Below are 23,066 nucleotides of genomic sequence, written 5' to 3'. Positions count from 1 at the left end.
GGGTGGAGAAGGTCACGCGCAGGGTGGCGCTGTCGGGGATGCTGGGGACGGGTGCGGCGGCCTGGTGGGGCGACGAGCAGCCCGAGGGGCTCGACGGCCGCAACCAGACGACCCGGACGGCCAGCATGCGAGCTCGCCAACGGGTGGACCCGCGGTCGATCAGCGCTGTGGTGACCCGCCGACCGGTCGTCACCCTCACCTTCGACGACGGCCCGGACCCGGCCACCACCCCACGGGTGCTGGACGTCCTCGGGGATCACGGCGTACGTGCCACGTTCTTCATGGTGGGGCGGTTGGCCACGCAACACCCCGACCTGGTCAGGGAGGTCCTGGCCCGAGGCCATCAGGTGGCCAACCACACCCAGGACCACCTGTGGCTGGACCGGCAACCGCAGTGGGTCGTCGCGGCACAGGTTCTCGACGGAGCGCGCAGCCTGACCGCGGTGGGAGCCCCGGCCAGTGCACTGTTCCGGCCACCCCACGGGTGGACCAGTCCTGCGGTCGCATCCGTGGCCCTTCGACACCGGCTGCGGAGCATCTTCTGGAGCGACTGCCTGGAGAAGCACCTGCAGCTCGGCCCCGCGGCTGCCGCCACGACCATGGCTGCAGGCGTTCGTCGTGGGTCGATCCTGCTGGCCCACGACGGTGGTCACCTCGACGGACCGAACCCGCAGAGCATCGACAGGTCCGCCTCGGTCGAGGCGCTGCCGCACCTCCTCGAAGCGGTCCTTGCGAAGGCTCTGCGGTTCGTGACGCTGAGCGACCTCATCGGGGAATCGAGTCCGTGATGGTGGCGCTCCAGCCCTCGGCAAACCAGTTGGCAGGGAAGACTGCCGCGCGCCACGATGGCGTCATGCCGCCGACCATCGCCGACCTCAGCTGGCCGGTGTCCACCGAGCGGCTGTCCTTGCGTCCTGCCGAGCCGCGCGACGCGCTCCCGACCTACGCCTTCCGGAGCCGACCGGACGTGTCGGAGTGGATCACCACGCACGAGACCGACCCGGATGCCTGGGAAGCCAGGTTTGCCGAACGGCTGACGAACACCCTCGTCATCGAGGTCGACGGGAAGGTCATCGGAGACCTGTTTCTCCAGGTGCAGGACCCGTGGTCGCAGACAGAGGTGCGCGCACAAGCTGCTGGGACCCTGGCTGAGGTGGGCTATGTGCTCGACCCGACCTACAACGGCCAGGGATATGCCACCGAAGCCGTCCGTGAGGTGCTGCGGATCTGCTTCGAGGGCCTTGGAGTGCGCCGGGTCATAGCTCAGTGCTTCGCCGCGAACGAGGCGTCATGGCGTCTGATGGAGCGCGTCGGCATGCGGCGTGAGCAGCACGCCCGCAAGGACTCGCTGCACAGGAACGGCCAGTGGCTGGACGGCATGATGTACGCCCTGCTCGACGAGGAGTGGCGGGCAGCCGTGCGCAGATCGAGCCGCGGAGCAGGTGGGCGGCCGTAGGCTGCACCCTGTGACGCACACGGTCGCGGGCAGACCGCCATCCGGTGGTGAGGACTGGGCGAAATCCGCCCTGTCGACGCTCTCGAAGCTGGCCGCCGTGCACCGTGCAGGGCTGGCCCTGGCCGAGGGCGGCGGTCGCCGGCTGCTCTTCACGGCCAGCGACCGGGACGGCGAGGGCTGGCTTCCGTGGTGTGAGATCGACGCGTACGAGGACGTCCCCCTGACGCACACGGTGCGCACTGGCGAGCCGGTCGCAGGTTCGGTGAACGACCTCGCCGTCCGCTACCCGGCGTTCATCGACCGTCAGGCGTCGACGACGACCGCCATCGCCTGCCAGCCGATCGTCGCCGCTGGCGTCGTGCTCGGCGGTTTCGTGGTGTTCTTCGAGGCGCCGCAGCCGTTCGACGCCGCCCAGCGTGACGAGCTGCGCCACCTGGGCGCGCTGCTCGGCGGCAGCCTGCGTCGAGTCCAGCGGACGACGGCGCACACGAGCAGGGCGCTGGAGTCCGGCCCGGTCCCGGACGGCGCCCTCTGCGCCACCTACCGCGTCGGTGCCGACCCACGCGCCGTGGTTGGGGCACGCCACTTCGTCCACACGACCCTGCACGGGTGGAACCTCGACGAGGGCACCGTCGACGATGCGGTCATGTGCCTGAACGAGCTGGTCACCAACGCGATCCTCCACACCGCCACCGGTTGTGAGGTCCGGGTCGTGCTCGACGGCGGTGTCCTGACGACGACCGTTCGGGACGGCGGTTCGAGCGTGCTGGTCGACCCGAGCCACGTCGCGACGGACCCCCTGGCCGTGCACGGACGCGGCCTGCAGCTGGTCGCCGGGACGTCCGCCCGGTGGGGCTCGGAGCTGGACTCGGGCGGGATGACGGTCTGGTTCGTCCTGGAGCCGACGCACTCGCCCGTCGGTTGACGAGAGGCTCCGGTCGGCGAACCGACCGGAGCCTCACGTCGGGCGCTGGTTCAGTGGAACCGTGCGGTCGCCGTCCGCGCCGTCGCGAAGTCGCCTCGACGACGCATCAGGAACCTTCCTGGACCTGGTAGATGGCCTCGGCGACGAGTCCGTGGGCCTCGCGGTGCACGGTGTTGGCGGCCTCGCTGTCGGGCGCCTCGACCAGGCAGAAGATCTTGCCCTGGCCCTCGTCGACCCAGTAGCGCAGGTAGTTGACGTCGTGGTCGCCCTGCTTGTGCAGGTCGGCCGTGTGCGCGTTGGCGACATCGGCGAGCGCAACCCCGCCGTCGAGGGTGTGGACGTCCATGAACAGTGGCATGTGGTGCTCCTTGGTGTGGTGTGGTTCTGACACCGACGACGCTAGGAGCGCGCGACCCAGGGGCCATCGGCAGTCGCTACCCATCTGGCGCGGACGCATACCCATCTTTGCCGGGCAGGTGCCGGCACGATCAGACGTCGCGCGGCCGGGGCGCAGGCAGTGTTCGGCCCGCCGCTGTGTTTCCCGTCCCCGACCCGTCGGGCGGGAGCAGTCCCCGCCCTCGCGCCTCGGCGACGGCCCCCCGCCGCCCGGTCACGCCGAGCTTTCCGAGCACGGCTGACACGTGGTGGGCGACGGTCCTGGTCGAGATGACCAGGGCGACGGCGATCTCATCGTTGCTCAATCCTTGGCCGAGCAGCACGAGCACCTCCTGCTCGCGGCTGGTCAACCCCGCGGGGTGCTCCAGGGTGGTGGGGCGCGGGGGCCCGGGCAGTGAGCGCACTCCGGCCTTGCGCAGCCTGCGCCGCACGACGGCGGCGACAGCGGTGGCGTTCAGGGCGTCAAGGCGGCGCAGCGACTCGATCTGGTCCTCTGTCGAGGGTGAGAACGCGAGAACGAGGGCCGCGTCGTAGGGCGAGCTCACCGCATCCCACCCGCTGACGGCGCGTGCGAGGTCGCCCCGCAGCTCGGCCTCCCACCGCTCCGGCACCGGCGAGGCGTCGGTGTGTGGCACCTCGAAGCGGTGGGCCCACACGGCGGCGCTGCCCGTGATGCGGGTGTCGGCCGGTGCCAGAGCGGCGGCGGCGAGTGCCCCGAGAACGGCCTCCCGGGCTCGGCCCGGCCGGCGGCCGACCCAGTGTCGCTCGACGTCGAGGAGTCGAAAGGGGACGAGCCACTGCGGCTCTTGGGTGCCCTCGGCGATGGCCAGGCCTTCGTCGAGCATTCGCTCGGCGTCGGAGTCGCCGCGTCGTATGCCGATCCTGGCGAGGCTGAGCATCGCGCCGAGCCGGCGCACCGGGGAGACGGTGGGGTCGTCGAGGTGGGCGCGTCCGGTGGTGACGGCCTCCTCCCAGCGGCCGTTCTCCTCGAGGGCGATGATGCGGTTGGCCACCAGGAAGTTGGCGGCGGTGACCACCTCGCGCTGTTCGCAGAAGGTGATTCCGTCGCGGTACACCTGTTCTCCCTCGGCCACACGCCCGTCCCCGACGAGGCCGCCGTAGTAGTTCATGTAGGCACGGCCCACCTGCTCGTCGCACCCGGCCTCCAGGCCCACGTCGAGCGCGCGCTGCATGGTCGGCACCCAGTCCCGCCCGAGCGACAGCATCGAGCAGGCGCGGGTATTGAGCACGTCGCTCAGCACGTCGGGCAGGTTCAGCTGCTCCGCCAGGGCCGCAGCGCGATCGCACGCCTCGATCGCCTCGGTGTTGGCGCCGCCGTGCCAGTGCACCGCGGCGAGGTACTCCACGGCCCGGGCGAGGGCGGCCGTCGGCCCGAGGGGTTCGAGCACGGCGAGCGCCTGGTCGAGTGCCTGCCGGGCCTCGGCTCCCCGGGCCAGGCGGGACAGCGCGCGAGCGTGCCTGCGGAGCGAGTCGCCGTGGTGCAGCGGGTCGTCGAGACCCCGCCAGAGGCCGACCGCCTCGGCCCGCCAGTGCTCGGCCTCCGCCCACCGGTCGACGAGGCCGAGCTCGGTGGACAGGTCGTCGAGCAGCCCGGCGCGGCTGTGCGCGTCGAGGCCGAGTCGGGTGCCGGCGGCCAGGGCCCGGTGCAGGTGTTCGACGGCCTCTGCGTGCGAGGCGAGCGTGGTGGCGCGCTGGGCGGCCGCCCGCGAGTACCGGACGACGGCGGCGGTGTCGCCGGCGCCGGCGGCGTGGAAGGCAAGCCGCGCGTCGTCACCGGCGTCGCGTTCGAGCAACGCCGCCAGCAGGCGGGCGTGGAGGGTGGCGCGCCGTGGTTCGGGCACCGCATCCGCGACAGCCAGGCGGGCGATCTCGTGCCGGAACCGCAGCGCGCGGCCGTCGGTGACGAGCAACCCGGCATCGGCGAGGGTCATCAAGGTGACCTCGGGCGCGTCGGTGACCGCGCCCAGGAGCATCGGGTCGACGCGGTTGCCGGCGAGCGCGGCGACGTCGAGCAGCTCGCGGGCTGGCGGGGCCAGGTGCGCGGCGCGGGCCAGCACCGCATCCCGCGCCGAGGCGGGAAGGCCCTGTCCGGCGTCGCGGACGACCTCGGCAACGAAGTAGGCGTTCCCGCCGGTGAGCCGGTGCACCTCGGCGGGGTCCAAGCCGGTGTCGCCGACGAGCTGCGTCACTGCTGCGGGGGAGAGCGGCGGCAGGGCGACTCGGCGTGTACCCCGCTGGCGTGAGAGCTCGCCGAGTGCGGCGCGGAGCCGGCTGGAGGATGCGGGATCCTCCTCGCGGAAGGTGACGAGCAGCAGGGCTCGCTCCCGCTGGATGCGGCGCCCGAGAAAGCGCAGGAGGTCCAAGGTGGCCTCGTCGGCCCATTGCGCGTCCTCGAAGGCCAGCACGGTGAGTCCTCGGTCGGCTCGCACCGACTCGAGCAGCGCGGCGAAGAGGACCTCGCGGGTGGCGTCGCCTCGTGACGCCGCCAGCAGCCGGCCGCCGATGCTCTCGGCGATGTCACGCAGCGGCGCGAGGGGGATCGGGGTGAAGAGGCCGTCGCAGGCACCCCAGTGCCAGGTGGCGGTCGGGAGCAGGGTCTCGACCATCTCGACGAGTGTGGACTTGCCGGCTCCCGCCTCACCCTGGACGAGCACGAGCCGTCCGCTGCCCTCGTCCGCCTCGGCGGCATACGCCAAGACGGCGTCGACCTGGGAGTCACGCTCCAAGAACGACGGGTCCATGCCGGCCTCCAGCCCTCCGCTGCAGCCTAGAGCCGGGGTGGCTCGGCCGTCGTCGGCATCTCGATGAGTCGCACGGCCTGTGAGCTCGCCCTACCGCAGCCCACGTGACGGTGCCACGCTGAATACGCAGGTCCGCGCAGCAGGGAACGGAGGCGGGGTACGAAGCACTGATGCGGGGAGAACTGAGGGGTCGACATGGCTGTGCACGGGCTGGACCGGGCCGCAGCGGCGAACACGACGGCAGGGATGCCTGCACCAAGGCGGCACAGTTCGGGTATGCAGCCGCGGGGGTCTCGCTGTGCCTGGACCTCGAGGGCAAGACCTTCGACGCGGCGCCGAGCGCGTCGCTCGACTACGCCAGCGGGTGGTGTCACGCGGTCCGAGCTGAAGGGCTCCGGCCAGGGGTGTACTCCAACCCCCGGGCCCTGATACGGCTGGCCGAGCGGGCTGTCAGACCGGACTGGGTCTGGGTCGCCTCCTGGATCACCCATCAGGCCGACCAGGGTCTCGACCCACACAAGGCGACCGGCATGCCCAACGGCATGTGGTCGAACGCCGGCCAGCGGGCCTGGCAGTACGCCGGTGAGTTCGGCAACCACCCCTGCAGGGTTCGCGGGCTGGACGTCGACATCAACGTCGCGGACAGCGCCGTGCTCGTGTCCGACGGATCTGCGCGCGTCGCTCACCTCAAGAAGTCAGTGGCTCAGCTCGCAAGTGAGGTCATCGCCGGCAAGTGGGGCAATGGACCGGAGAGGATCAAGCGACTGACCGCAGCTGGATGCGACGCCAAGGCTGTTCAGGCCGAGTTCAACGCGCGGCTGCACTGATGTGTCGACCAGGACGACCACCCCTTTGGTGTCAGTACATCTAGGGGAGGTCGTCGGCCCCGTCGACTGTGACCATCACCTTCATGGACACGTCTTGCCGGGGGCTCCGATGACGTACTTCACCTTCGGGCGAGTTCGATACTCGCGGGCCGAGGAGGTGTATGTGGGCACGACCCTGCTGGGCCGGGTCGTGGTCCAGCGGGACTGGCGGTCGAGGATGAAGCTCGACCTCGAGACCCCCATCGCCTACAGCGCGATCGGACTCGGCGGGCAGGCGCTCCCGGAGTCGTTCACGTCACGGCACGATGCGGCGGAGGCCCTCTACGACAGCGTCCGCACCGCATCCACCGTGCCGGACGACGCAGCGGCCAGGGACGACGCGGCGGCCAGGCGAGAGTAGGCCTGACGGTTCAGGGGGACGACTGACCGGACATCGCCTGGGTGCCGTCGGACAGCAGCGGCGAGATGAGGCCGAAGACGTTCCCGTCCGGGTCGAGCAGGTAACCCACCCGTCCCACTCCCTGCATGTCCTGAAGTGCGACGGCCTCAGAGGCTCCGAGCTCCAACCCCTTGCGGAACACGTCGTCGACGCTGCCCTCGACACCGATCACGACATCGGCACCGTTGACGGGCGCCCCCCGCTCCGGTGCCGGCCCGCGTCGTTGGGTGAGACCGCCGTTGATGCCGTGGCCCGGCGCGTCCATGCCGATGGCGCCGTCACCGGTCTGGATGGACCAGTAGGGCATGTCGCCGAACTGCGTGAACCTCCACCCGAGCAGCTGTCCGTAGAAGTCGATGAGCCGTTGCGGCTCCGATGCGTGGATCTCGAAGTGGACGACGAGGTTCGCCATGACGCCTCCCAGTGCCGGTGCGTTCACGCTACGCCGAGGTGGTGTCACCGACCAGACCTCGCCGGGCCGGAGCGTCGCTCGATCCCTCAGCGGGCTCACAGGTGGAGTGCGAGAACCTCGAAGAGACGCAGGGCGCCGTGCTCCTGCTGCCGGGACGCAGACGCGTCAACGAGACGAGGTGGTGGTCGTGCCGCTCCTGGGCTGGCCCCTGGAGGTCCTCCTTGGCTCGGCCCTTGTCGTGGTCGTCCTCGTCCTCGTGGTCGGGTGGTCGAGGGTGAGGGGCCCGCGGCCCGTGCGGGTGGCCCAGCGGGTCCTGCTCATCGGCACCACGCAGGCTCTCGTGGTGCTCCTGCTCGCCGCCGGCGCCAACAACTACGGCTACTTCTACGGATCATGGTCGGACCTCCTCGGCGGGTCGACCCGGGCGGCGGTCACGCTGCCACCCACCCACGCAGGCAGGGCACCGCAGCAGCGTCAGGTGGGCGCGGCGGCTGCTCGCGCATCGGTGCGCAACGGCCCGACGGCGTGGTCCACCCGCGCGCAGTGGGCCACCCGGGGTCGGGTGGACTCCGTCATCGTCCAGGGTGCCCGGAGCGCGCTCACGAACGAGGCCCTGGTCTACCTCCCGCCGGAGTACTTCCAGCCCGCGTTCGTCCACCGATCGTTCCCAGCCGTCGAGGTCATGACCGGTTACCCAGGAGTGGTGACGAATCTCGTTGCTCGACAGCACTATCCGGATGCACTTCTCGCCGAGCTCAGGCGGCGGGGGGCCGGCCCGATGGTGCTGGTCATGCTTCGGCCGACGGTGGCGCCACCCCGCGACACCGAGTGCACCGACGTGCCCGGTGGTCCGCAGGCGCTGACCTACCTGTCAGAGGACGTGCCGTCCGCCGTCGAGTCCGTCTACCGGGTGCGGCCCCTGGGCTGGGGTGCGATGGGCGACTCGACCGGTGGGTACTGCGCCGTGAAGCTCGCCATGATGCGTTCGGACGTCTTCACCACGGCGGTGTCCCTCTCCGGGTATTACCACACGCTCCGTGACAGCACGACGGGCGACCTGTGGGGTGGCTCGCAGGTCCTGCGCGACCTCAACAGCCCCGAGTGGCTGCTCGCGCACCAGCCGCCGCCACCCGTCTCCGTCCTCGCGACGATCGGGACGGCCGAGCGTGGTCACACGGGCATCACCGACACGCGCCACTTCCTGTCCCTGGTGAAGGCGCCCATGAGCGTCTCGTCGGTCATCATCCCCGGTGGGGGGCACAACTTCCACAGCTGGTCGACGGTGATCGGACCCGCCCTGGACTGGCTGTCCAAGCACCTTCACGCCGCATCCGCCTGACGCCGAGCGTCGCGGAACGCGGCTGCTGTCAGGCGATCCGGACGGTCAGGGCGTCGGCGCCGTGGCGGCGAGCAGGGCCTTGGCGATGGCATCGTGCCCGGCCGCGTTGGGATGGTCCCCGTCCTCGGCGAGCAGCGGCGTCGGGTCCTTGCTCCCGCTGCCGTTGAAAGGCACGTACAGGTCGACGCAGGGGGCGCCGATCAGGTCGGCGGCACGGCAGATCTGGGCGTTCGCGGCGAGGGTGACCGCATCACTCCACGACGCAAAACCCGGACCGTAGTCCGCGTCCGCGACGGCTCCGTCCTCGAAGACGTTCCAGTAGGTCGTCACGAGGATCTGTGCTGAGTCAGGCGCCGCGGCCTTGATCCGTGTGAGCACGGCATCGAGGGGGGCGCTGAGTCCCGTGGTGGCGTCACTGACGCACTGGTCGCTGCAGTCGCCGTTGCGCCAGCGGTCCACGAGGGGACCGAGGTCGTTGGCGCCGATCGTGACGACGACGACCGAAGCCGACGCGAGCGCCTGGAGGGTGCTTTCGGTGTCCAGCTGCTTCGCGAGCCCGGACACGGTGAGCCCGGGCTTGCCGAGGTTGGTCACCTTGGCGGGGACGTGCTGATGCGCTCCGAGGGCTGTGGCGTACGTGGAGATGAACGGCTCGCAGTTGCAGGCAGTCCCCGACATGACGGAGTCGCCCAGACCGGTGACGACGAGCGGCCGTGCCGAGGCCCTGGAGACTCCTCTGTCGGCTCCCGTGGTGCTCGAGGGAGAGACGGTCGTGGGCGACGAGCTCGAGGGTGACGCAGAGGAAGAGGGGGCAGAGCTGCCCACCGTAGTGCTGTGCGACCCTCCGGTCGCGCAGGCAGCGAGGGCCAGGACGACGGCCACGAGCACAGCGACCAGAGTCGTGGTTCGACGCACGCGGGGTCGGCCGGTGGCCGCATCCATTCTCGACATCCCCTTCAGGGTCGCCCACGGTGCGCGCTCTGGGCAAACCGATGGCGTGTCGGCTCAGGAACCGTTCAGACGGGCTCCACCATGGTGGGCGCCATGACGACGCTCGCACCAGACCAACGCCGCCGCATGTCGAACAAGGTCCCTGAGGTCACGATCTACTTCTGGGTGATCAAGATCCTGTGCACGACCGTGGGGGAGAGCTTCGCGGACTACATCAACGAGACGCTGGGTTTCGGGCTCGCGAAGACCACGCTGGTGTTCTCGGTCGCCCTCGTCGCGGTGCTGGTCGCCCAGTTCCGGCTCAAGCAGTACGTCCCTTCGGTCTACTGGCTGGCGGTGGTGCTGATCAGCGTGGTCGGGACCCTGTTGACGGACAACCTCACCGACGGGGTCGGGGTGCCCCTGTGGGTGAGCACGGCCGTGTTCGCCGTGGCCCTGGCCGTGGTCTTCGCCATCTGGTGGGCCCGGGAACGGACGTTGTCGATCCACTCGATCGTCACCACCCCTCGCGAGGCGTTCTACTGGTTGACCGTCCTGGTGACGTTCGCCCTGGGCACCGCCGCCGGTGACTGGACGCTGGAGCTGACCGGGTGGTCACCCGGTGCCTCGGTGCTGCTGCCGCTGGGTCTGATCGCTGCCGTGTTCGCCGCGTGGAAGCTGGGTGCCGGTCCGGTGCTGTGCTTCTGGCTGGCCTACATCCTGACCCGCCCCCTGGGCGCGAACATCGGTGACTGCCTCGCCTCGGGTCACGACGAGGGTGGAGCCGGGCTGGGCACGCTGGGGACCAGCGTCCTGTTCCTCGCCACGATCCTCGCGGTCGTGGTCCACCTCAGCGTGACGCACAAGGACCGTACGGAGCGTGCCGCGATCCGCTCCGAGCGCGCCTCCGCGATGGCGGGCGACCGGCAGGACTGAGCGTGCAGCAGCAGCGCAGGACGAGGGTGCTGGTGGTCACCGACAGTGCCACCCCCTCGCTTGCGCTGCTTCGTGCGGTGGCCGAACGGGCCGCCGCCGATGACGTCCAGCTCCGCCTCGTCGTGCTCAACCCCGCCAAGGCGGAGCTGCACCTGCTCCACCCAGAGCGCCACGACAAGGCGTTCGAGGCCGAGTGCGTCCTGCTGGAGACGCTGCCCCAGCTCGAGGCCGCCGCAGGTGCCCCGGTCATCGGCTCGGTCTCGATCCGTCACGACCCCGTGGACGCCATCGAGGAGACGGTCCTCGGCGAACCTGTCGACGAGATCCTGCTGGCTCTGCCGGTCTCGGTCACGAGGCCGCGACCGTGGTGGCACCACGACCTGGCCGACCGGCTGCGGCGGTTCGGCGTCCCCGTCGCCGAGGTCGACGGCGACGAGAACTCGTCGAGGTCCTGACCCGGATGGCGCCAGCGCCAGCAGGGTGCGTGCTGAGCCCCTGTCAGGTGAGTACGGCTAGGTCGCCGCAGACTCCCCGGCGGGGCTCGGACGGAGGGTGGTGGCCGAGCTCGGGTCGTCGGAGCAGGGCGCGTCCACCGCGCCAGCCATCAGGTATGCGGCGGTGTTGCGTTCGAGCACGTGGGACCAGTCCTGGAGCGGCGGTACGAGGTGGTTGCGCTGCACCATCGTGTGCCGCATCGCCTCGTCGGTGCAGAGGTGGGCGAGGTGGTCGGCGAGCTCCTCGTGGTCGCCGGCCAGCAGGCCGTCGAGGCCGTGGGCGACGAACTCGGTGACGCCGGTGTCCTCCCGGGCCACGATCGCCAGCCCTGCAGCGCGGGCCTCGAGGGCAGCCAGCCCGAAGGACTCCAGCCGGGCCGGCGCGACGTAGATCTCAGCATGCCGGTACAGGTCGCGCAGCTGCGCGTGGGACAGGTCACCGGGGGTGTGCACCCACCCGGCCAGACCGAGCCGGTGGATCTTCCGGCGCACCCTGTCGAGCAGGGGCCCGTCGCCCGCGAGGACGGCGGTGACGGGGATGTCCGCGGGCACGCGGGCCCGCATGCGCTGGAGGGCCGCGACGAGCTCCAGCGGTTTCTTGCGGTGGCTCATCCGCATGACCGAGACGATGGTCACGGGACCAGTGAGGCGCGGAGGGCGCGCTGGTGCCCAGAACGACGTGTCGACCGCGTTCGGGACCACGACGACCTCACGACCGGCGATGGCACGGCGCACCGGTCCTGCCGCGACGTCGCTCACCGCTGTCCACTGGATCGGGAGGTCGGTCCATCCTCGGACCTCGGCAGCTGCTCTGAACAGTGGCCACGCACTGCCCCAGACGGAATGCACCGTCGCCACCGAGGGGACGCCAGCCTTGGCCCCCGCCTCAACCGCGCGCAGGGCCAGGGGGGAGTAGGCGGAGACGTGGCCGTGGACGACATCGGCGCCGGCGACCAGGGCCCGCATCGCGCCCGGGTCGCGGCACACGTCGACCGTCCCGGGTGCTGCGTCCGGTGCCGGCGTGCGCGTGAGGACGGTGACCTCGTGCCCGGCCGCGGCCTGGCTCTCGGCCAGCGTGCGCACCAAGACCTCGATGCCTCCCAGCGTCGGGCCGTAGGTGTCGGTGGCGTGCAGGATCCTCACGCGGCTGCCGCCCGTGCGCGCGGACGCAGGGCCAGCCAGCAACCCAGCCACACACCGCCGACGGGGATCTCCAGGAGGAAGGTGAACGCGCGGTACAGGAGCACGCCCGCAGCGACGCCGAGGGGATCGGCGCCGAAGCCGATCAGTGCGGCGGCGGTCCCGACCTCGGCGAACCCGGCGCCGCCGGGCGTCAGCGGGATGATGCTGAGCAGCCGGTCGGCGGCGAGCGCGGCCGCGACGGCATACAGGGGGAGGTCGATGCCGACCGCGTGCAGACAGGACCAGAGCAGCGCACCCTGGAGCGAGATGTAGACGGCCATCCCCATGGTCAGCTGGGGCCAGCGCGAGCCGACGATCCCACGCACCCGGGCACGGGCCTCGAGGAGGTCTGTCTCCACCTTGGCGGCCGACACCTGACGGCGTCGCCCGACGCGCTGGGCGCCCGACGCGAGGACGCGGACGGTCCCGGTCGCGAGGCGCTCACTCTTGAGAAGCACGGCGCCGGCAACGACGAGGGTCACGATGAGCGCCGAGCCGACGATGGCCCAGGTCTGCAGCGCACGTCCGGGAAGCGCTCCACCAGCGGTCATCAGGACCACGGCGACCAAGGGCAGTGCCAGCTTGGACAGCACGTCCCAGACGTTCGTGACCATGACGAACGTGGCGAAGGCGCCCTTGTGGAAGCGCCAGGCTCGGACCATCGTGAAGTTGAGGGCGACACCGAGGGCGCCACCGAACGGGATGACGTTGGACACCGCGCTGCCCGTGAGGCTGAGCGTCAGGGCCCGACGACGGGTCAGTCCGGGGAGGGCTGCGGTCAGGACGAACGAGTGCGCGAGAAGGCCGCAGGCCCAGAGCAGGGCGAGTCCGAGGCCGACCCGTGCCGAGATCTCGCCGATCGTGGTGCCGATCGCCCGCCAGCCCACGCCTGCGACGCGGGGAAGGGCCCACCACAGGAAGACGAGTCCGAAGGACATGGCGGCGGTGGCGCGCAGGGGAACAGACAGGCGCTCGGCCACCACACGTGCCGCGGTCCTGTCCATCACTTCCCCCTGCTGCCTACGTCGGTCCACGTTGCCACAGTGTGGACCCCCGGCGCTGAACAGTTCCTGAGGAACACGTCCTCAGGAACTGTTCAGGCCGCGCGCGGGATGGTCGTACCAGCATCGGCACCCGCATGCCGCCCAACCCAGCGACCAGAGAGCGTGCTCGTGAGACCTCGACCCGCCACCACACCCGCACCGCAGCTCCGTCTTCGTGACGGAGGCTCGGCGCGGCTGTCCCGCACCCCTGCGCTCGCGGGCGCCGGGGTCACGGCTGTCGCGCTCGCGGGGTTCGCAGGCCTGGTCGACGGTGTCTCCGAGCATGCCGACCTCGCGTCCTACGACCCCGGCATCACCTCCTCGGTGGCCGGGCTCCGGCTGCCCGGCCTGACCTTCGCTGCGGAGGTCGTGAGCACCGTCGGGAGCGAGGTGGCCATCGGCCTCCTCACCGTGGGAGCGCTGGCGTGGTTGTGGTTCGCCCGACGTGACCGGCTGCGCGCGCTGTTGTTCGGCGCAGCCATGGCCGGTGCGGCGGCGCTCACCCTGGGCGTCAAGCACCTGCTCGGCCGGCACCGGCCCCCCGCCGCGTTCGTCGTCGGGCCGGTCGACAACGGGTACTCGTTCCCGTCGGGCCACACGCTGTTCTCGACGGTCTTCCTCGGCCTCGTGGTGATGCTGGTCGTCTGGCCGCGGGGTGGTCGGCCGGCACGCGTCGCGACGGTGGCGGCGTGGGTGATCGGCAGCGTGGCCATAGGGGCGAGTCGCGTCTACCTGGGCTATCACTGGACGACCGACGTCATTGCGGGTTGGGTGTTGGCCGTGGCCGTCCTCGGCATGGCGTTGGTGGCGCTGGTCGCGGTGCTGCCGCGGCTCGAGGCCTCCCGGCCGTGGCGGGTCCTGGCCGGCCGGGCGAACGACGACATGGAAGGGGCGACGGATGCGGGTCCTGCTCGTTGAGGACGAGAAGGCCCTGGCCGAGACGCTCCGCCGGGGCCTGACCAACGAGGGCTTCGTCGTGGACGTCGCCCACGACGGGGTCACCGGTCAGTGGCTCGCGACCGAGAACCCTTACGACGTGCTGGTGCTGGACATCATGCTTCCCGGCCGCAACGGCTACGACGTCCTGCGCAACATCCGGGAGCTGAAGATCTGGACCCCGGCGATGATGCTCACCGCCAAGGACGGCGAGTACGACCAGACCGATGCGTTCGACCTCGGGGCCGACGACTACCTGACCAAGCCGTTCAGCTTCGTCGTCCTCGTCGCGAGGCTCCGGGCACTGGTCCGCCGGGGAGCCCCGGTCCGCCCGGTCGCCCTCGCCGTCGGCGACCTCACGCTCGACCCCAACAAGCGCACGGTGAGCCGCAACGGTCACCCGATCACGTTGACGGCAAAGGAGTTCTCGGTCCTGCAGTTCATGATGCGCCACCCCGAGGTCGTCCTGTCCAAGGCGGAGATCCTCGACAACGTCTGGGACCAGGCGTTCGACGGCAGCGACAACATCGTCGAGGTCTACGTCGGTTACCTTCGACGGAAGATCGACCTCGCGTTCGGCGTGACCTCGCTGGAGACGGTGCGGGGGATGGGATACCGCCTCATGCCTGTGGCTGGGGGGACGCCGCACTGACCGGCCGCGCCACGACCGGGATGCGTGCCTCGAAGCGGCACTGCCCAGCAGGGTTGGTCGTCGCCCGCACGGTTCCACCGTGGGCCTCGATGATGGTGCGGACGATGGCCAGCCCCAGCCCGCTGCCACCCCTGTCGCGTTCGCGCGACTCCTCGAGCCGGGCGAACCGGTCGAACACCGCCTCGCGCTGGTCCTCGGGCACCGGTGGACCGTCGTTGTCGACCGTCATGACCACGACGTCGTCCTGCGGCTCCACGCCGAGGAAGACCTCGCTGCGGCTGTGGGTGGCGGCGTTGTCGACCAGGTTGCGCAGGGCCTGACCCAGCTTGAGCCGGTCGCCGACCACCCGAGAGGCGACGATCGAGGCGCGGACCGGTACCTCGCCCGTGGCACGCAGGCGTCGTACCTCGCCCTCGAGCAGGTCATCAAGGTCGACCTCCTCCATGGTCAAGGGCAGCCCGTCGTCGGCCTTGGCGAGCGTCAGGAGGTCCTCGACCAGGTGCTGGAGGCGGAGCACCTCGCCGTGGATCACCGCATCACGATCAGCATCTGCTGCGGTGGACTCGGGGCCCGAGACCTCGATCGCGGCGCGGATGGTGGCCAGCGGGCTGCGCAGCTCGTGGGAGGCGTCGGAGATGAAGCGCCGGGCGGTGTCGTCGGCCTGCTCGAGGCGAGCCAGCATGAGGTTCATCGTCTGGGCCAGCCTGGCGATCTCGTCCCCGGTCGGGGGGACCGTGATCAGCCCGCGCCCGCGCACCTTGGTGATCCGGGCGACCTCGCTGCGGATGCGTTCGACCGGCAGCAGCGCCTGCTTGAGGATCCTGCTGATCAGGACGAGCAGGAGTCCCAGCAGCGCGAGGGCGCCGAGGGCGAGCAGCGCGGTGGCCGTGCGGACGGTGTTCGCCTCGACGTCCAGCGGCTTGGCGACGACGACGACGTATGCATCCCCACCGGGCTCGCGGACGCCCTGGGCCACGACGGCGTGGGGCTCGCCCACCTCGCCGCTGATCGAGGCTTCCTGGGCGACCTGGACCTCGCCAGGGCGTGGCTGCAGGGTGGTGATGGCCGACCCGCTGCCGCTCAGGATCGACTCGGACGCAGCAACGACCTGGTGGTGGCTGTCGAGGACCTCCAGGAGAGAGCCCTTGCTGGTGACGTCGCGCAGGGCGAGGGTGGCCGGGCGCTCACCCGCGGCGATGGTGGCGCTGAGCTCGGTGGCCTTGGTGCGGGCCGAGTCCTGCGCGGCGCTGTAGAGGATGCGGTCCAGCGCGGTCGCGAACGCGACGACGCCGAGGGCGATGACCACGGTCGCCACGGCGGCGGACACGACGAGCACGCGGCGCTGCACTGACCAAGCGTTCCAACGTCTCAACACGGTGCCCTGTCGGTCTGGATCGGCGCACGCAGGCTAGCAGCGCGCGATGAGCGTTTCCTGAGTTGCAGGTGGGGCGGGATTCCCCCAATGAGGGTTCGCGCACCATCCCACGCAGGTACATTCAAGTGCTTCCTGTCCGCACCCTCAGAGGAGGCCTGAGCACCGTGTCGACACTGGTCGCGTCCACCTCCCTCGTTGGTGCGCGCACGTCCGTCCGGGGCCGGTCGTGATGGATCCGACAGGGCGGTCGATCGCCCTCATCGCCGACGACGACGCCGACATCCGGGACGTGTTGTCCATGGTCGTGGGCGGCCTCGGCCTGGAGCCGGTCCTGGCCGAGGACGGTCGCCAGGCGGTGCAGGTGCTGGCAACCCTGCACCCCGAGATCATCCTGCTCGACGTGCAGATGCCGGGACTGAGCGGCATCGAGGTTTGTTGGTGGATCCGTCGACAGCGCCACCTCGCCCGCGTCCCGGTGGTCCTCGTCAGTGCGCGGACGTCACCGTTCGAGATCGATGCAGGGCTGTTGGCCGGGGCCAACCAGTACGTCACCAAACCCTTCACGCCGGCGCAGATCGTGGCGGTGGTCAACCAGCTCCGCCGCGGCCGCCCGACCGCGCGGCCGACCCTGCGGCCGCCGACGGCGGTCGTGATCCCGGACCTCGACCCCCAGCGCTGACCCGCGTCTGGTCGTGGCGGGTCACGGGGCCCCCGACCGGCTCCGCCGCTCGAGGTGCGATTTACATCGCGCGTGATCTATATTCTGGTGCTGTCCGAAGGAGCACCACGTGAGCACCCCCACCAATCTTCGCCTCGACGACCAGCTGTGCTTCGCGCTGTATGCCGCGACCAACCAGGTCACTCGCGCGTACCGCCCGCTGCTCGAGCGCATCGGTCTGACCTACCCGCAGTACCTCGTGATGCTCGTCCTGTGGGAGGGGGACGGTCGCGCCATCAACGACATCGCCGGCCGCCTGCAGCTGAGCGCCCACGCCCTGAGCCCGATGCTTCGTCGCCTGGAGCAGGCGGACCTGCTCCAGCGTCACGTGGACGGCAGTGACGGGCGCGTGGTCATCGTGTCGCTGACCCCGCGCGGGCGCGCGCTGGAGTCGGCGGCCTCGAGCGCGCAGCACGAGGTCGTCCATCAGACCGGGCTCTGCGGTGAGGACCTGGCCGACCTTCGCGAGGCGCTCCACTCACTCGTCCTGACCATGTCGACGGAGCAGCCGTGACCCCGAATCGTTCCAGCGTTCCTGAGAACCGCGGCCAGGGCGCCCACCCTCAGCCCGACTCGTCCATGTCATGGGGTGAGCGGCAGTCCGAGAGCGAGGACGTCTCCCGTGCCCGGTCGCGCCCCGGCGCTGACGACGGACTGGTGCGCTGCCCGTCCTGCGGGAGTGAGAAGACCACCCTCGTGCGGCCCGCCAACCGCGAGGCGGACAACTCGATCCGGCGCGACAACCCCGGATTCACGTGCTTCGCCTGCGGCACCGGCTGGACCGTGACCATCGCCGGTGACCACGACCCGGAGCAGTCCTCCAGCAACTAGCCCGAAAGGGCTCCGGGCTGCGTCCCACGGAGGTCGGTCGGAGGTCATCGGCGAGACCCGTGGGCCCGGCTGTCGACGACAGGCTCTGGTGTCGCTCGGTCGGGGTGTGATCCAGTGGGGCGTGGATGCCGAGGTGGTTGCTCGTTGCTTCGGGCTCGGACGCGTGGTGCGCCTCTCCGACGGCCCGGTGGCCAGGGGCAGGCAGGGACAGGTGTGGCGGCTCGACACCACCGACGGATCGTGGGCGGTCAAGGTGGCTTTCGAAGCCGTCAGCGAAGAGGCCGCCGCACTGTCGACGGAGTTCCAGGAGGCGGCCCGTCGAGCAGGGGTGCCCACCCCGGAGGTTCGTCGCACGGCGGAGGGAGCGGTGTTCGCCGACGTCGGCACGGATGGCGCCGTTCCGGTGAGGGTCCACGTCTGGGTGGACCTGCAACCGCCCGACCCCCTGGTCGACCCCGCCCTCGTGGGTGAGGTGGTGGCCACGATCCACAGGCTGGACCGCCCGGCCGCCGGGCCTCCGGACCCGTGGTCCACCGAACCGGTCGGCGCCGAGCACTGGGACACCTTGGTCGCCGACCTGCGGGCCGCCCGGGCGCCGTTCGCGGAACAGCTCGCCGACCTCCGCGACGAGCTGGTGGCCCTCGAGGGGTGGATCGAACCTCCTGCGGTGCTGCGCACCTGCCATCGCGACCTCTGGGCCGACAACGTCCTGCTCACCACCGACGGTGGGCTCTGCGTCATCGACTGGGAGGAGAGCGGTGCAGCCGACCCGAGCATGGAGCTCGCTGCGGTGCTCTTCGAGTTCGGGCGCTCGGACCCGGGGCGGGCCCGAGCCCTTGTCGAGGCATACGCAGCAGCTGGTGGTCCCGGGGCGGTCACCCGCCGTGGTCAGTTCTCCATGCTCATCGCCCAGCTCGGCCACATCACCGCGACGGCCTCGGCCGACTGGCTGAGTCCCACCCCGCGTTCGCCCAGCCGGGCGGCTGCCCACGAATGGGTCCGGGAGGTCTTCCAGGAGCCGCACACCCGAAGGGTGCTCGAGGAGCTGCTGGCCGCGGTCCGGGCCGCGTCCACCCCTTGACCGCGCCTCCTGGTCCCCGGTGCGTAGGCGCCTCGTGTGTGACAATTCTCCGGGGTGTCAAATGTCGCGATCGAGGACAAAGGGGGGCGCGGTGGAGCACGATGACGTCCGGGTCCTGGTGGCGGAGGACGACGAGGACATACGCGTCCTCATCGAGCGGGTCTTCTCCCACGTCGGCCTGCAGGTGACCGTCGTCGGCGACGGCGCCGACGCCCTCGGCGCCCTCGAGGCCGTGGCCCCGCACTGCGTGGTCCTTGACCTGCGCATGCCGGACGTCGACGGCATGGCGGTCCTCGGGACCATGCGGCGCAACGGCTCGTCCGTGCCGGCCGTGATGCTCACGGCATCGGTCGAGGTCGAGATCGAGGTCGACGCCCTCGAGCTGGGCGCCTTCGCCGTGGTCCGCAAACCCTTCACCACGCGTGCCCTGCTCACGGTGGTGGCACGGGCGATCCGCTCGTTCGCGCCGGAGCTGGCCTTCCCGGAGCCCTTCGCGGTCGCCACCGGGTTGTGAACCTTCGCGGAGGGGCACGCCTCAGGGCGTGATCACCCCGGGGCGCTCGGACGGCGGATCCCCGCGGTCGGCGGTCTCATGGTCGGTGGTCTCGTGATGGGTTGTCCCGTCGTCGACGTGGACGCCGAGGCGGCGCTCGAGCTTGGCGAGGCAGAGCAGTGCGTCGTCGAGGTCGCGGACGACGTCCTCGGGACGACCGGCCCGCCCGCGGGCGGTCTCGTGGGCCAGCTCGAGGTAACCGCGCAGGGCCGCGAGGGTGTTGCGCACCCCGTGATCCGTGGGCTCAGACCCCATGGGCGCTCGCAGGGCCCGCGGCGTCACCCGTCGCGACGGGAGGCAGCCACCGGTACCCGATCCGCGTCTCCGTGCGGATGAACCGGGGCTCCTTGGAGTCGTCGCCGAGCTTGGCCCGCAGGGATCGCAGGTGCGCGCGCAGGGTCTGCACCGTCTCGTCCCCGTGGCCGGCACCCCAGATCCGGGCGATCAGCCACTGATGGGTCAGCAGCTTGCCCGACTGGGCGACGAACAGCTCCAGCAGGCGCCACTCCGTCGGCGTGAGTCGCACGGCCGCGCCGTCCAGCTCGACGGTCTTGCGGGCGAGGTCCACCTCGAGGCCGTCGCTGGTGAGGTTGGCCGACTCGGCGGTCGCGCCGGCCCGCCGCAGCAGGGCCCGGACCCGCGCCCGGAGCTCGCCGAGGCTGAACGGCTTCTCGAGGTAGTCGTCGGCACCCTCGTCCAGGGCGGCGATCTTGCGCTCCTCGTCGCCGTCACCGGACAGGATGAGCACCGGCACCGCGCTCCAGGAACGGATGCGGCGCAGTACCTCGATCCCGTCGATGTCCGGGAGGAACAGGTCGAGCACGATCAGGTCGGGGGCGCTGGAAGCGGCGAGGGTGACCGCGTCGAGGCCATTGCGGGACACGTCGACGTCATACCCCTCCCGCTCGAGTCCGCGGGTCAGCGCCGTCACGATCTGCGCCTCGTCATCGACCACCAAGAGCCGAGCCATGGCGGAAGTCTATGGACAAAGCGGGATCTTCACGCCATCTTCACGACACTCGACGGGTTGCGTATCGCCTCCTTCACGCCCGGTGACGCAGCATTGACCACGGCACCACGCCAGTGCCGGTCTCACCTGGCCCAGGATCCCCCCCCATCGCAGGGCCACGGCGACCGGACGGGCTCGAAGAGAACCCCTGCACTCTTCGAGCCCGTCCCTGCACCTGATGAGAGAGTCTGGACGCATGCCACTCGCCCTGATCGCCGACGATGACGCGGACATCCGCGATCTGCTGTCGCTGGCGGTGGGCCGGACCGGCGCACAGACGGTCCTGGCCGAGGACGGCCGGGAGGCGGTGCGGCTGCTGGAGGCGCTGACGCCGAACGTGATCCTGCTGGACGTGCAGATGCCGGGACTCAGCGGCATCGAGGTCTGCTGGTGGATCCGCCGGCAACGTCACCTCGTGCACGTGCCCGTGATCCTGGTCAGCTCGCGCACCTCACCCTTCGAGATCGACGCGGGTCTGCTGGCCGGGGCGAACCACTACGTGACCAAGCCGTTCAGCCCGGCGCACATCATGGCTGTCGTGGCCCAGCTGCTCACCGAGCACGCGGCACTGCCGCCTCCCGCGCCCGTCGTCATCCCCGACCTGCCGCTGCACAGGGAGCCCTGACGTGACCGTCGCCGGCGCCGTGCACGGGTGGGACCCCATCCCGCGTCGGTGGCAGGACATCGCCGCGGGGGTCGGGCTGCTGGCGCTGGTGTTCCTCCTCATGCTCACGTCCGTGCGCCTCGCGCCGGTGGGCTCCACGGTGGCGGCGTGGTGGCCGGCGGCCGGGGTCAGTGTCGGCGCTGTCCTGCTGGCCCGTGGGGGTCAGCGGGTGGCCATGTTGGCGGGGGTGTGGGTCGTCTGCCTGGTCGCCAACCTCATCGGCGGTCGAGCACTGCCCGCGGCTGCGGGGTTCGCGTTCGCCAACGCGGCCGAGTGCGCCGTCGTCGCCCTGCTCCTGTTCGGCTTCGGTGGGCCCGGCCGGTCGCTGCGCTCGATGCACGACTTCTGGCGCCTGGTGCTCGCCGCGTTCGCCGGGGCAGCGGTGACGGGGGTCCTCGGGGGACTGGGCGCCACTGCGTTCACCCCGTCGCCCTTCGGGCCGACGGCCCGTGCCGTCGCGGCCCAGCACCTCGCTGCGCTGCTGGTCGTCCTCCCGTTGTTCCTGCAGACAGGTCAGGGCGTCGCCCGCTCACGGTGGGAGCGGGTGGTGCAGTGGTCCGGGGTGGTGCTCACCACCGTCGCGGTGTTCGGGCTCGGCAATGGTCAGCCGGTCGCGTTCGCCGAGATCCCGGTCCTCGTGTGGAGTGCCCTGCGCAGCTCTCTACGGGCCACGTGCATCCAGCTGATGGTCGTGGGGTTCCTGGCCAGCGTGCTGACCGCGCAGGGCCTGGGGCCGTTCGCCCTGGATCCCTCGGGTGCGTTGGTCCGCCCGGAGGTCGTCGCCGCCCTGACCCAGGCGTTCCTCGCGGTCTGCGCCTTCACGGCGCTGCCCCTGGCGATCATCGTCAGGCAGCGTCGCGAGCTGCTGGCGCGCGTCACGGAGAGCGAGCAGGTGTTCAGGCACGGGTTCGCCGATGCGATGCTCGGCATGTTCATCCTGCGGTGCGATGACTCCTACCCCGTCGCCGTCGAGGCCAACGACGTGGCTGCCCGCCTGCTGCGTACGGAGCGCGACGCCCTGATCTCGGACGAGGACTGGTTCACGTACTTCCTCGAGCCCGGACGGAGCCAGGTCCGCGACGGGATGCTCGCGATCATGGCCGACACCAGGAGCGGCTGGCGCGGAGAGGTCCAGCTCGCGCAGGACTCCGCCCGCTGGGTCGAGCTGGTGCTCTCGCCGCTCAACCGCAACGGCACCCACTTCATGTTCACCGCGCAGCTCGTCGACATCACCGACCAGCGAGGCGCCCGCGAGCTCCTCGAGGGAGCGCTCCGGAAGGAGCAGGACGCCGTTCGGGAGCTCAAGCGGCTCAACGACGCCAAGTCGACGTTCGTCTCCTCGGTGAGCCACGAGCTGCGGACACCCGTGACCAGCGTGGTCGGCTACACCGAGATGCTCATCGACGGCCTCGGTGGCGAGGTGAACCCCGACCAGCGCGACATGCTCGGCCGGATCCGCCGCAACGGCCAACGGCTGATGATCCTCATCGAGGACCTCCTGACGGCATCCCGGTTGGAGTCGGGCACGTCGAGCCCGGTCCTGCGCCGCCACGACCTGCGCGACAGCGCCAGGGGCGCGCTGGAGGGTGTCACCCCCCTGCTGCGCAACCGACGGCTGCGGATGAACCTCGAGGTGGGCAGCCAGCCGACACCGGTCATGGCGGACCCCGAGCAGCTCGAGCGGTTGGTGATGAACCTGCTCAGCAACGCCATCAAGTTCACCCCCGACGACGGCAGCGTGACGGTGCGGGTGTCGCACCAGGGCTCCAGAGCACTGCTGTCCGTGTCCGACACCGGCATGGGCATCCCCGAGGATGAGCAGGACCAGCTGTTCAGCCGGTTCTTCCGGTCGAGCAGCGCGCAACGGCAGGCCATCCAGGGCACCGGGATCGGCCTGTCGATCGTCCGGGGGATCGCGAGCCAGCACGGCGGGTCGGTCTCGGCCGCCTCCGTGGAGGGCTTCGGCTCGACGTTCACCCTGGAGCTGCCCCTGAGGGACCCGGCTGCCGTCGACGCGGGAGCCGTCTGAGCGCTCGCCGACGGATCACGGGCTGTCCGCAGGGTGTCGCGGGCTTGTCTGCCGACGCGGGCCTCGCAAGAGTGGGC

At 70.9% G+C, this 23,066-nt stretch carries 26 protein-coding genes; 17 read left to right on the top strand and 9 right to left on the bottom strand.

The window, feature by feature from the left end:
- The first annotated feature begins 2 nt into the window (after window positions 1-2).
- From ABEG17_RS05405 to ABEG17_RS05395, 3 genes are all read left to right on the top strand, one after another.
- On the top strand, window positions 3-788 hold the full coding sequence (locus tag ABEG17_RS05405; RefSeq protein WP_406832262.1) for a polysaccharide deacetylase family protein: 786 nt from the start codon (window positions 3-5) through the stop codon (window positions 786-788).
- A gap of 65 nt (window positions 789-853) precedes the next feature.
- The gene (locus ABEG17_RS05400; protein WP_406832261.1) at window positions 854-1,456 is read left to right on the top strand and encodes a GNAT family N-acetyltransferase; all 603 of its coding nucleotides are present in this window, start codon (window positions 854-856) and stop codon (window positions 1,454-1,456) included.
- 10 nt (window positions 1,457-1,466) lie between these two features.
- Window positions 1,467-2,381: an ATP-binding protein gene (locus ABEG17_RS05395; RefSeq protein ID WP_406832260.1), complete on the top strand. Its 915-nt coding sequence runs from the start codon at window positions 1,467-1,469 to the stop codon at window positions 2,379-2,381.
- A 106-nt stretch (window positions 2,382-2,487) separates the two neighbouring features.
- Here ABEG17_RS05395 and ABEG17_RS05390 read toward each other — a convergent pair whose 3' ends face one another.
- Together ABEG17_RS05390 and ABEG17_RS05385 are read right to left on the bottom strand one after the other, a co-directional pair.
- On the bottom strand, window positions 2,488-2,739 hold the full coding sequence (locus tag ABEG17_RS05390) for a DUF4242 domain-containing protein (protein WP_406832259.1): 252 nt from the start codon (window positions 2,737-2,739) through the stop codon (window positions 2,488-2,490).
- Window positions 2,740-2,869: 130 nt separating this feature from the next.
- Window positions 2,870-5,539, bottom strand: a complete 2,670-nt coding sequence (locus ABEG17_RS05385; protein ID WP_406832258.1) for an ATP-binding protein — start codon at window positions 5,537-5,539, stop codon at window positions 2,870-2,872.
- 170 nt (window positions 5,540-5,709) lie between these two features.
- On the opposite strand from ABEG17_RS05385, the gene ABEG17_RS05380 reads away from it, so the two are divergent.
- Both ABEG17_RS05380 and ABEG17_RS05375 read left to right on the top strand, forming a co-directional pair.
- Window positions 5,710-6,366, top strand: a complete 657-nt coding sequence (locus tag ABEG17_RS05380; protein WP_406832257.1) for a glycoside hydrolase domain-containing protein — start codon at window positions 5,710-5,712, stop codon at window positions 6,364-6,366.
- Between the two features lie 109 nt (window positions 6,367-6,475).
- Window positions 6,476-6,766: a hypothetical protein gene (locus tag ABEG17_RS05375; protein ID WP_406832256.1), complete on the top strand. Its 291-nt coding sequence runs from the start codon at window positions 6,476-6,478 to the stop codon at window positions 6,764-6,766.
- Between the two features lie 10 nt (window positions 6,767-6,776).
- Here ABEG17_RS05375 and ABEG17_RS05370 read toward each other — a convergent pair whose 3' ends face one another.
- A complete protein-coding gene (locus ABEG17_RS05370) occupies window positions 6,777-7,217 on the bottom strand; it encodes a VOC family protein (RefSeq protein ID WP_406832255.1) in 441 nt (146 codons plus the stop codon).
- A gap of 178 nt (window positions 7,218-7,395) precedes the next feature.
- On the opposite strand from ABEG17_RS05370, the gene ABEG17_RS05365 reads away from it, so the two are divergent.
- Window positions 7,396-8,556, top strand: coding sequence for an alpha/beta hydrolase (locus tag ABEG17_RS05365; protein WP_406832254.1), 1,161 nt, complete (start codon window positions 7,396-7,398; stop codon window positions 8,554-8,556).
- A gap of 45 nt (window positions 8,557-8,601) precedes the next feature.
- Here ABEG17_RS05365 and ABEG17_RS05360 read toward each other — a convergent pair whose 3' ends face one another.
- Complete coding sequence (locus ABEG17_RS05360) at window positions 8,602-9,498, bottom strand: SGNH/GDSL hydrolase family protein (RefSeq protein WP_406833135.1); 897 nt, start codon at window positions 9,496-9,498, stop codon at window positions 8,602-8,604.
- Window positions 9,499-9,600: 102 nt separating this feature from the next.
- On the opposite strand from ABEG17_RS05360, the gene ABEG17_RS05355 reads away from it, so the two are divergent.
- Together ABEG17_RS05355 and ABEG17_RS05350 are read left to right on the top strand one after the other, a co-directional pair.
- Window positions 9,601-10,422 (top strand): hypothetical protein, encoded by an 822-nt coding sequence (locus tag ABEG17_RS05355; protein WP_406832253.1) that lies wholly within the window; start codon window positions 9,601-9,603, stop codon window positions 10,420-10,422.
- Window positions 10,423-10,424: 2 nt separating this feature from the next.
- Window positions 10,425-10,877 (top strand): hypothetical protein, encoded by a 453-nt coding sequence (locus tag ABEG17_RS05350; RefSeq protein WP_406832252.1) that lies wholly within the window; start codon window positions 10,425-10,427, stop codon window positions 10,875-10,877.
- Between the two features lie 57 nt (window positions 10,878-10,934).
- Here ABEG17_RS05350 and ABEG17_RS05345 read toward each other — a convergent pair whose 3' ends face one another.
- Window positions 10,935-12,059, bottom strand: coding sequence for a glycosyltransferase family 4 protein (locus ABEG17_RS05345; RefSeq protein WP_406832251.1), 1,125 nt, complete (start codon window positions 12,057-12,059; stop codon window positions 10,935-10,937).
- Window positions 12,056-13,102 carry a lysylphosphatidylglycerol synthase domain-containing protein gene (locus ABEG17_RS05340; protein WP_406832250.1) on the bottom strand — a complete coding sequence of 349 codons (1,047 nt, stop codon included), beginning with the start codon at window positions 13,100-13,102 and terminating at the stop codon, window positions 12,056-12,058. The genes ABEG17_RS05345 and ABEG17_RS05340 overlap by 4 nt, the downstream gene beginning before the upstream one ends.
- A 168-nt stretch (window positions 13,103-13,270) precedes the next feature.
- Here ABEG17_RS05340 and ABEG17_RS05335 point away from each other — a divergent pair, with 168 nt between their 5' ends.
- Together ABEG17_RS05335 and ABEG17_RS05330 are read left to right on the top strand one after the other, a co-directional pair.
- A complete protein-coding gene (locus tag ABEG17_RS05335) occupies window positions 13,271-14,059 on the top strand; it encodes a phosphatase PAP2 family protein (protein WP_406832249.1) in 789 nt (262 codons plus the stop codon).
- Window positions 14,040-14,729, top strand: a complete 690-nt coding sequence (locus ABEG17_RS05330; protein ID WP_406832248.1) for a response regulator transcription factor — start codon at window positions 14,040-14,042, stop codon at window positions 14,727-14,729. Before ABEG17_RS05335 ends, ABEG17_RS05330 begins: the two co-directional genes overlap by 20 nt.
- Here ABEG17_RS05330 and ABEG17_RS05325 read toward each other — a convergent pair.
- Window positions 14,698-16,077, bottom strand: coding sequence for a sensor histidine kinase (locus ABEG17_RS05325; protein WP_406832247.1), 1,380 nt, complete (start codon window positions 16,075-16,077; stop codon window positions 14,698-14,700). The genes ABEG17_RS05330 and ABEG17_RS05325 overlap by 32 nt on opposite strands.
- A gap of 256 nt (window positions 16,078-16,333) precedes the next feature.
- On the opposite strand from ABEG17_RS05325, the gene ABEG17_RS05320 reads away from it, so the two are divergent.
- From ABEG17_RS05320 to ABEG17_RS05300, 5 genes are all read left to right on the top strand, one after another.
- Window positions 16,334-16,783, top strand: a complete 450-nt coding sequence (locus tag ABEG17_RS05320) for a PleD family two-component system response regulator (protein ID WP_406833134.1) — start codon at window positions 16,334-16,336, stop codon at window positions 16,781-16,783.
- Between the two features lie 109 nt (window positions 16,784-16,892).
- Complete coding sequence (locus ABEG17_RS05315; protein ID WP_406832246.1) at window positions 16,893-17,336, top strand: MarR family winged helix-turn-helix transcriptional regulator; 444 nt, start codon at window positions 16,893-16,895, stop codon at window positions 17,334-17,336.
- Window positions 17,333-17,653 (top strand): hypothetical protein, encoded by a 321-nt coding sequence (locus ABEG17_RS05310; protein WP_406832245.1) that lies wholly within the window; start codon window positions 17,333-17,335, stop codon window positions 17,651-17,653. Before ABEG17_RS05315 ends, ABEG17_RS05310 begins: the two co-directional genes overlap by 4 nt.
- Window positions 17,654-17,759: 106 nt before the next feature.
- Entirely contained in the window at window positions 17,760-18,734 is a 975-nt protein-coding gene (locus tag ABEG17_RS05305) for a phosphotransferase (RefSeq protein ID WP_406832244.1), read from the top strand.
- Between the two features lie 91 nt (window positions 18,735-18,825).
- A complete protein-coding gene (locus ABEG17_RS05300) occupies window positions 18,826-19,248 on the top strand; it encodes a response regulator transcription factor (RefSeq protein WP_406832243.1) in 423 nt (140 codons plus the stop codon).
- Window positions 19,249-19,269: 21 nt separating this feature from the next.
- On the opposite strand, the gene ABEG17_RS05295 is transcribed toward ABEG17_RS05300, so the two are convergent.
- A complete protein-coding gene (locus ABEG17_RS05295) occupies window positions 19,270-19,515 on the bottom strand; it encodes a hypothetical protein (RefSeq protein ID WP_406832242.1) in 246 nt (81 codons plus the stop codon).
- A gap of 16 nt (window positions 19,516-19,531) precedes the next feature.
- Complete coding sequence (locus tag ABEG17_RS05290; protein WP_406832241.1) at window positions 19,532-20,257, bottom strand: response regulator transcription factor; 726 nt, start codon at window positions 20,255-20,257, stop codon at window positions 19,532-19,534.
- A gap of 235 nt (window positions 20,258-20,492) precedes the next feature.
- Here ABEG17_RS05290 and ABEG17_RS05285 point away from each other — a divergent pair, with 235 nt between their 5' ends.
- Both ABEG17_RS05285 and ABEG17_RS05280 read left to right on the top strand, forming a co-directional pair.
- The gene (locus ABEG17_RS05285) at window positions 20,493-20,921 is read left to right on the top strand and encodes a response regulator (RefSeq protein ID WP_406832240.1); all 429 of its coding nucleotides are present in this window, start codon (window positions 20,493-20,495) and stop codon (window positions 20,919-20,921) included.
- A gap of 1 nt (window position 20,922) precedes the next feature.
- Entirely contained in the window at window positions 20,923-22,989 is a 2,067-nt protein-coding gene (locus ABEG17_RS05280) for an ATP-binding protein (RefSeq protein ID WP_406832239.1), read from the top strand.
- The last annotated feature ends 77 nt before the right edge of the window (window positions 22,990-23,066 follow it).

It is taken from the genome of Pedococcus sp. KACC 23699, from assembly GCF_045348425.1.
Classification (GTDB): domain Bacteria; phylum Actinomycetota; class Actinomycetes; order Actinomycetales; family Dermatophilaceae; genus Pedococcus.
The sequence above is the reverse complement of the archived record's forward strand: the minus strand, read 5'-3'. Positions and strand labels throughout refer to the sequence as shown.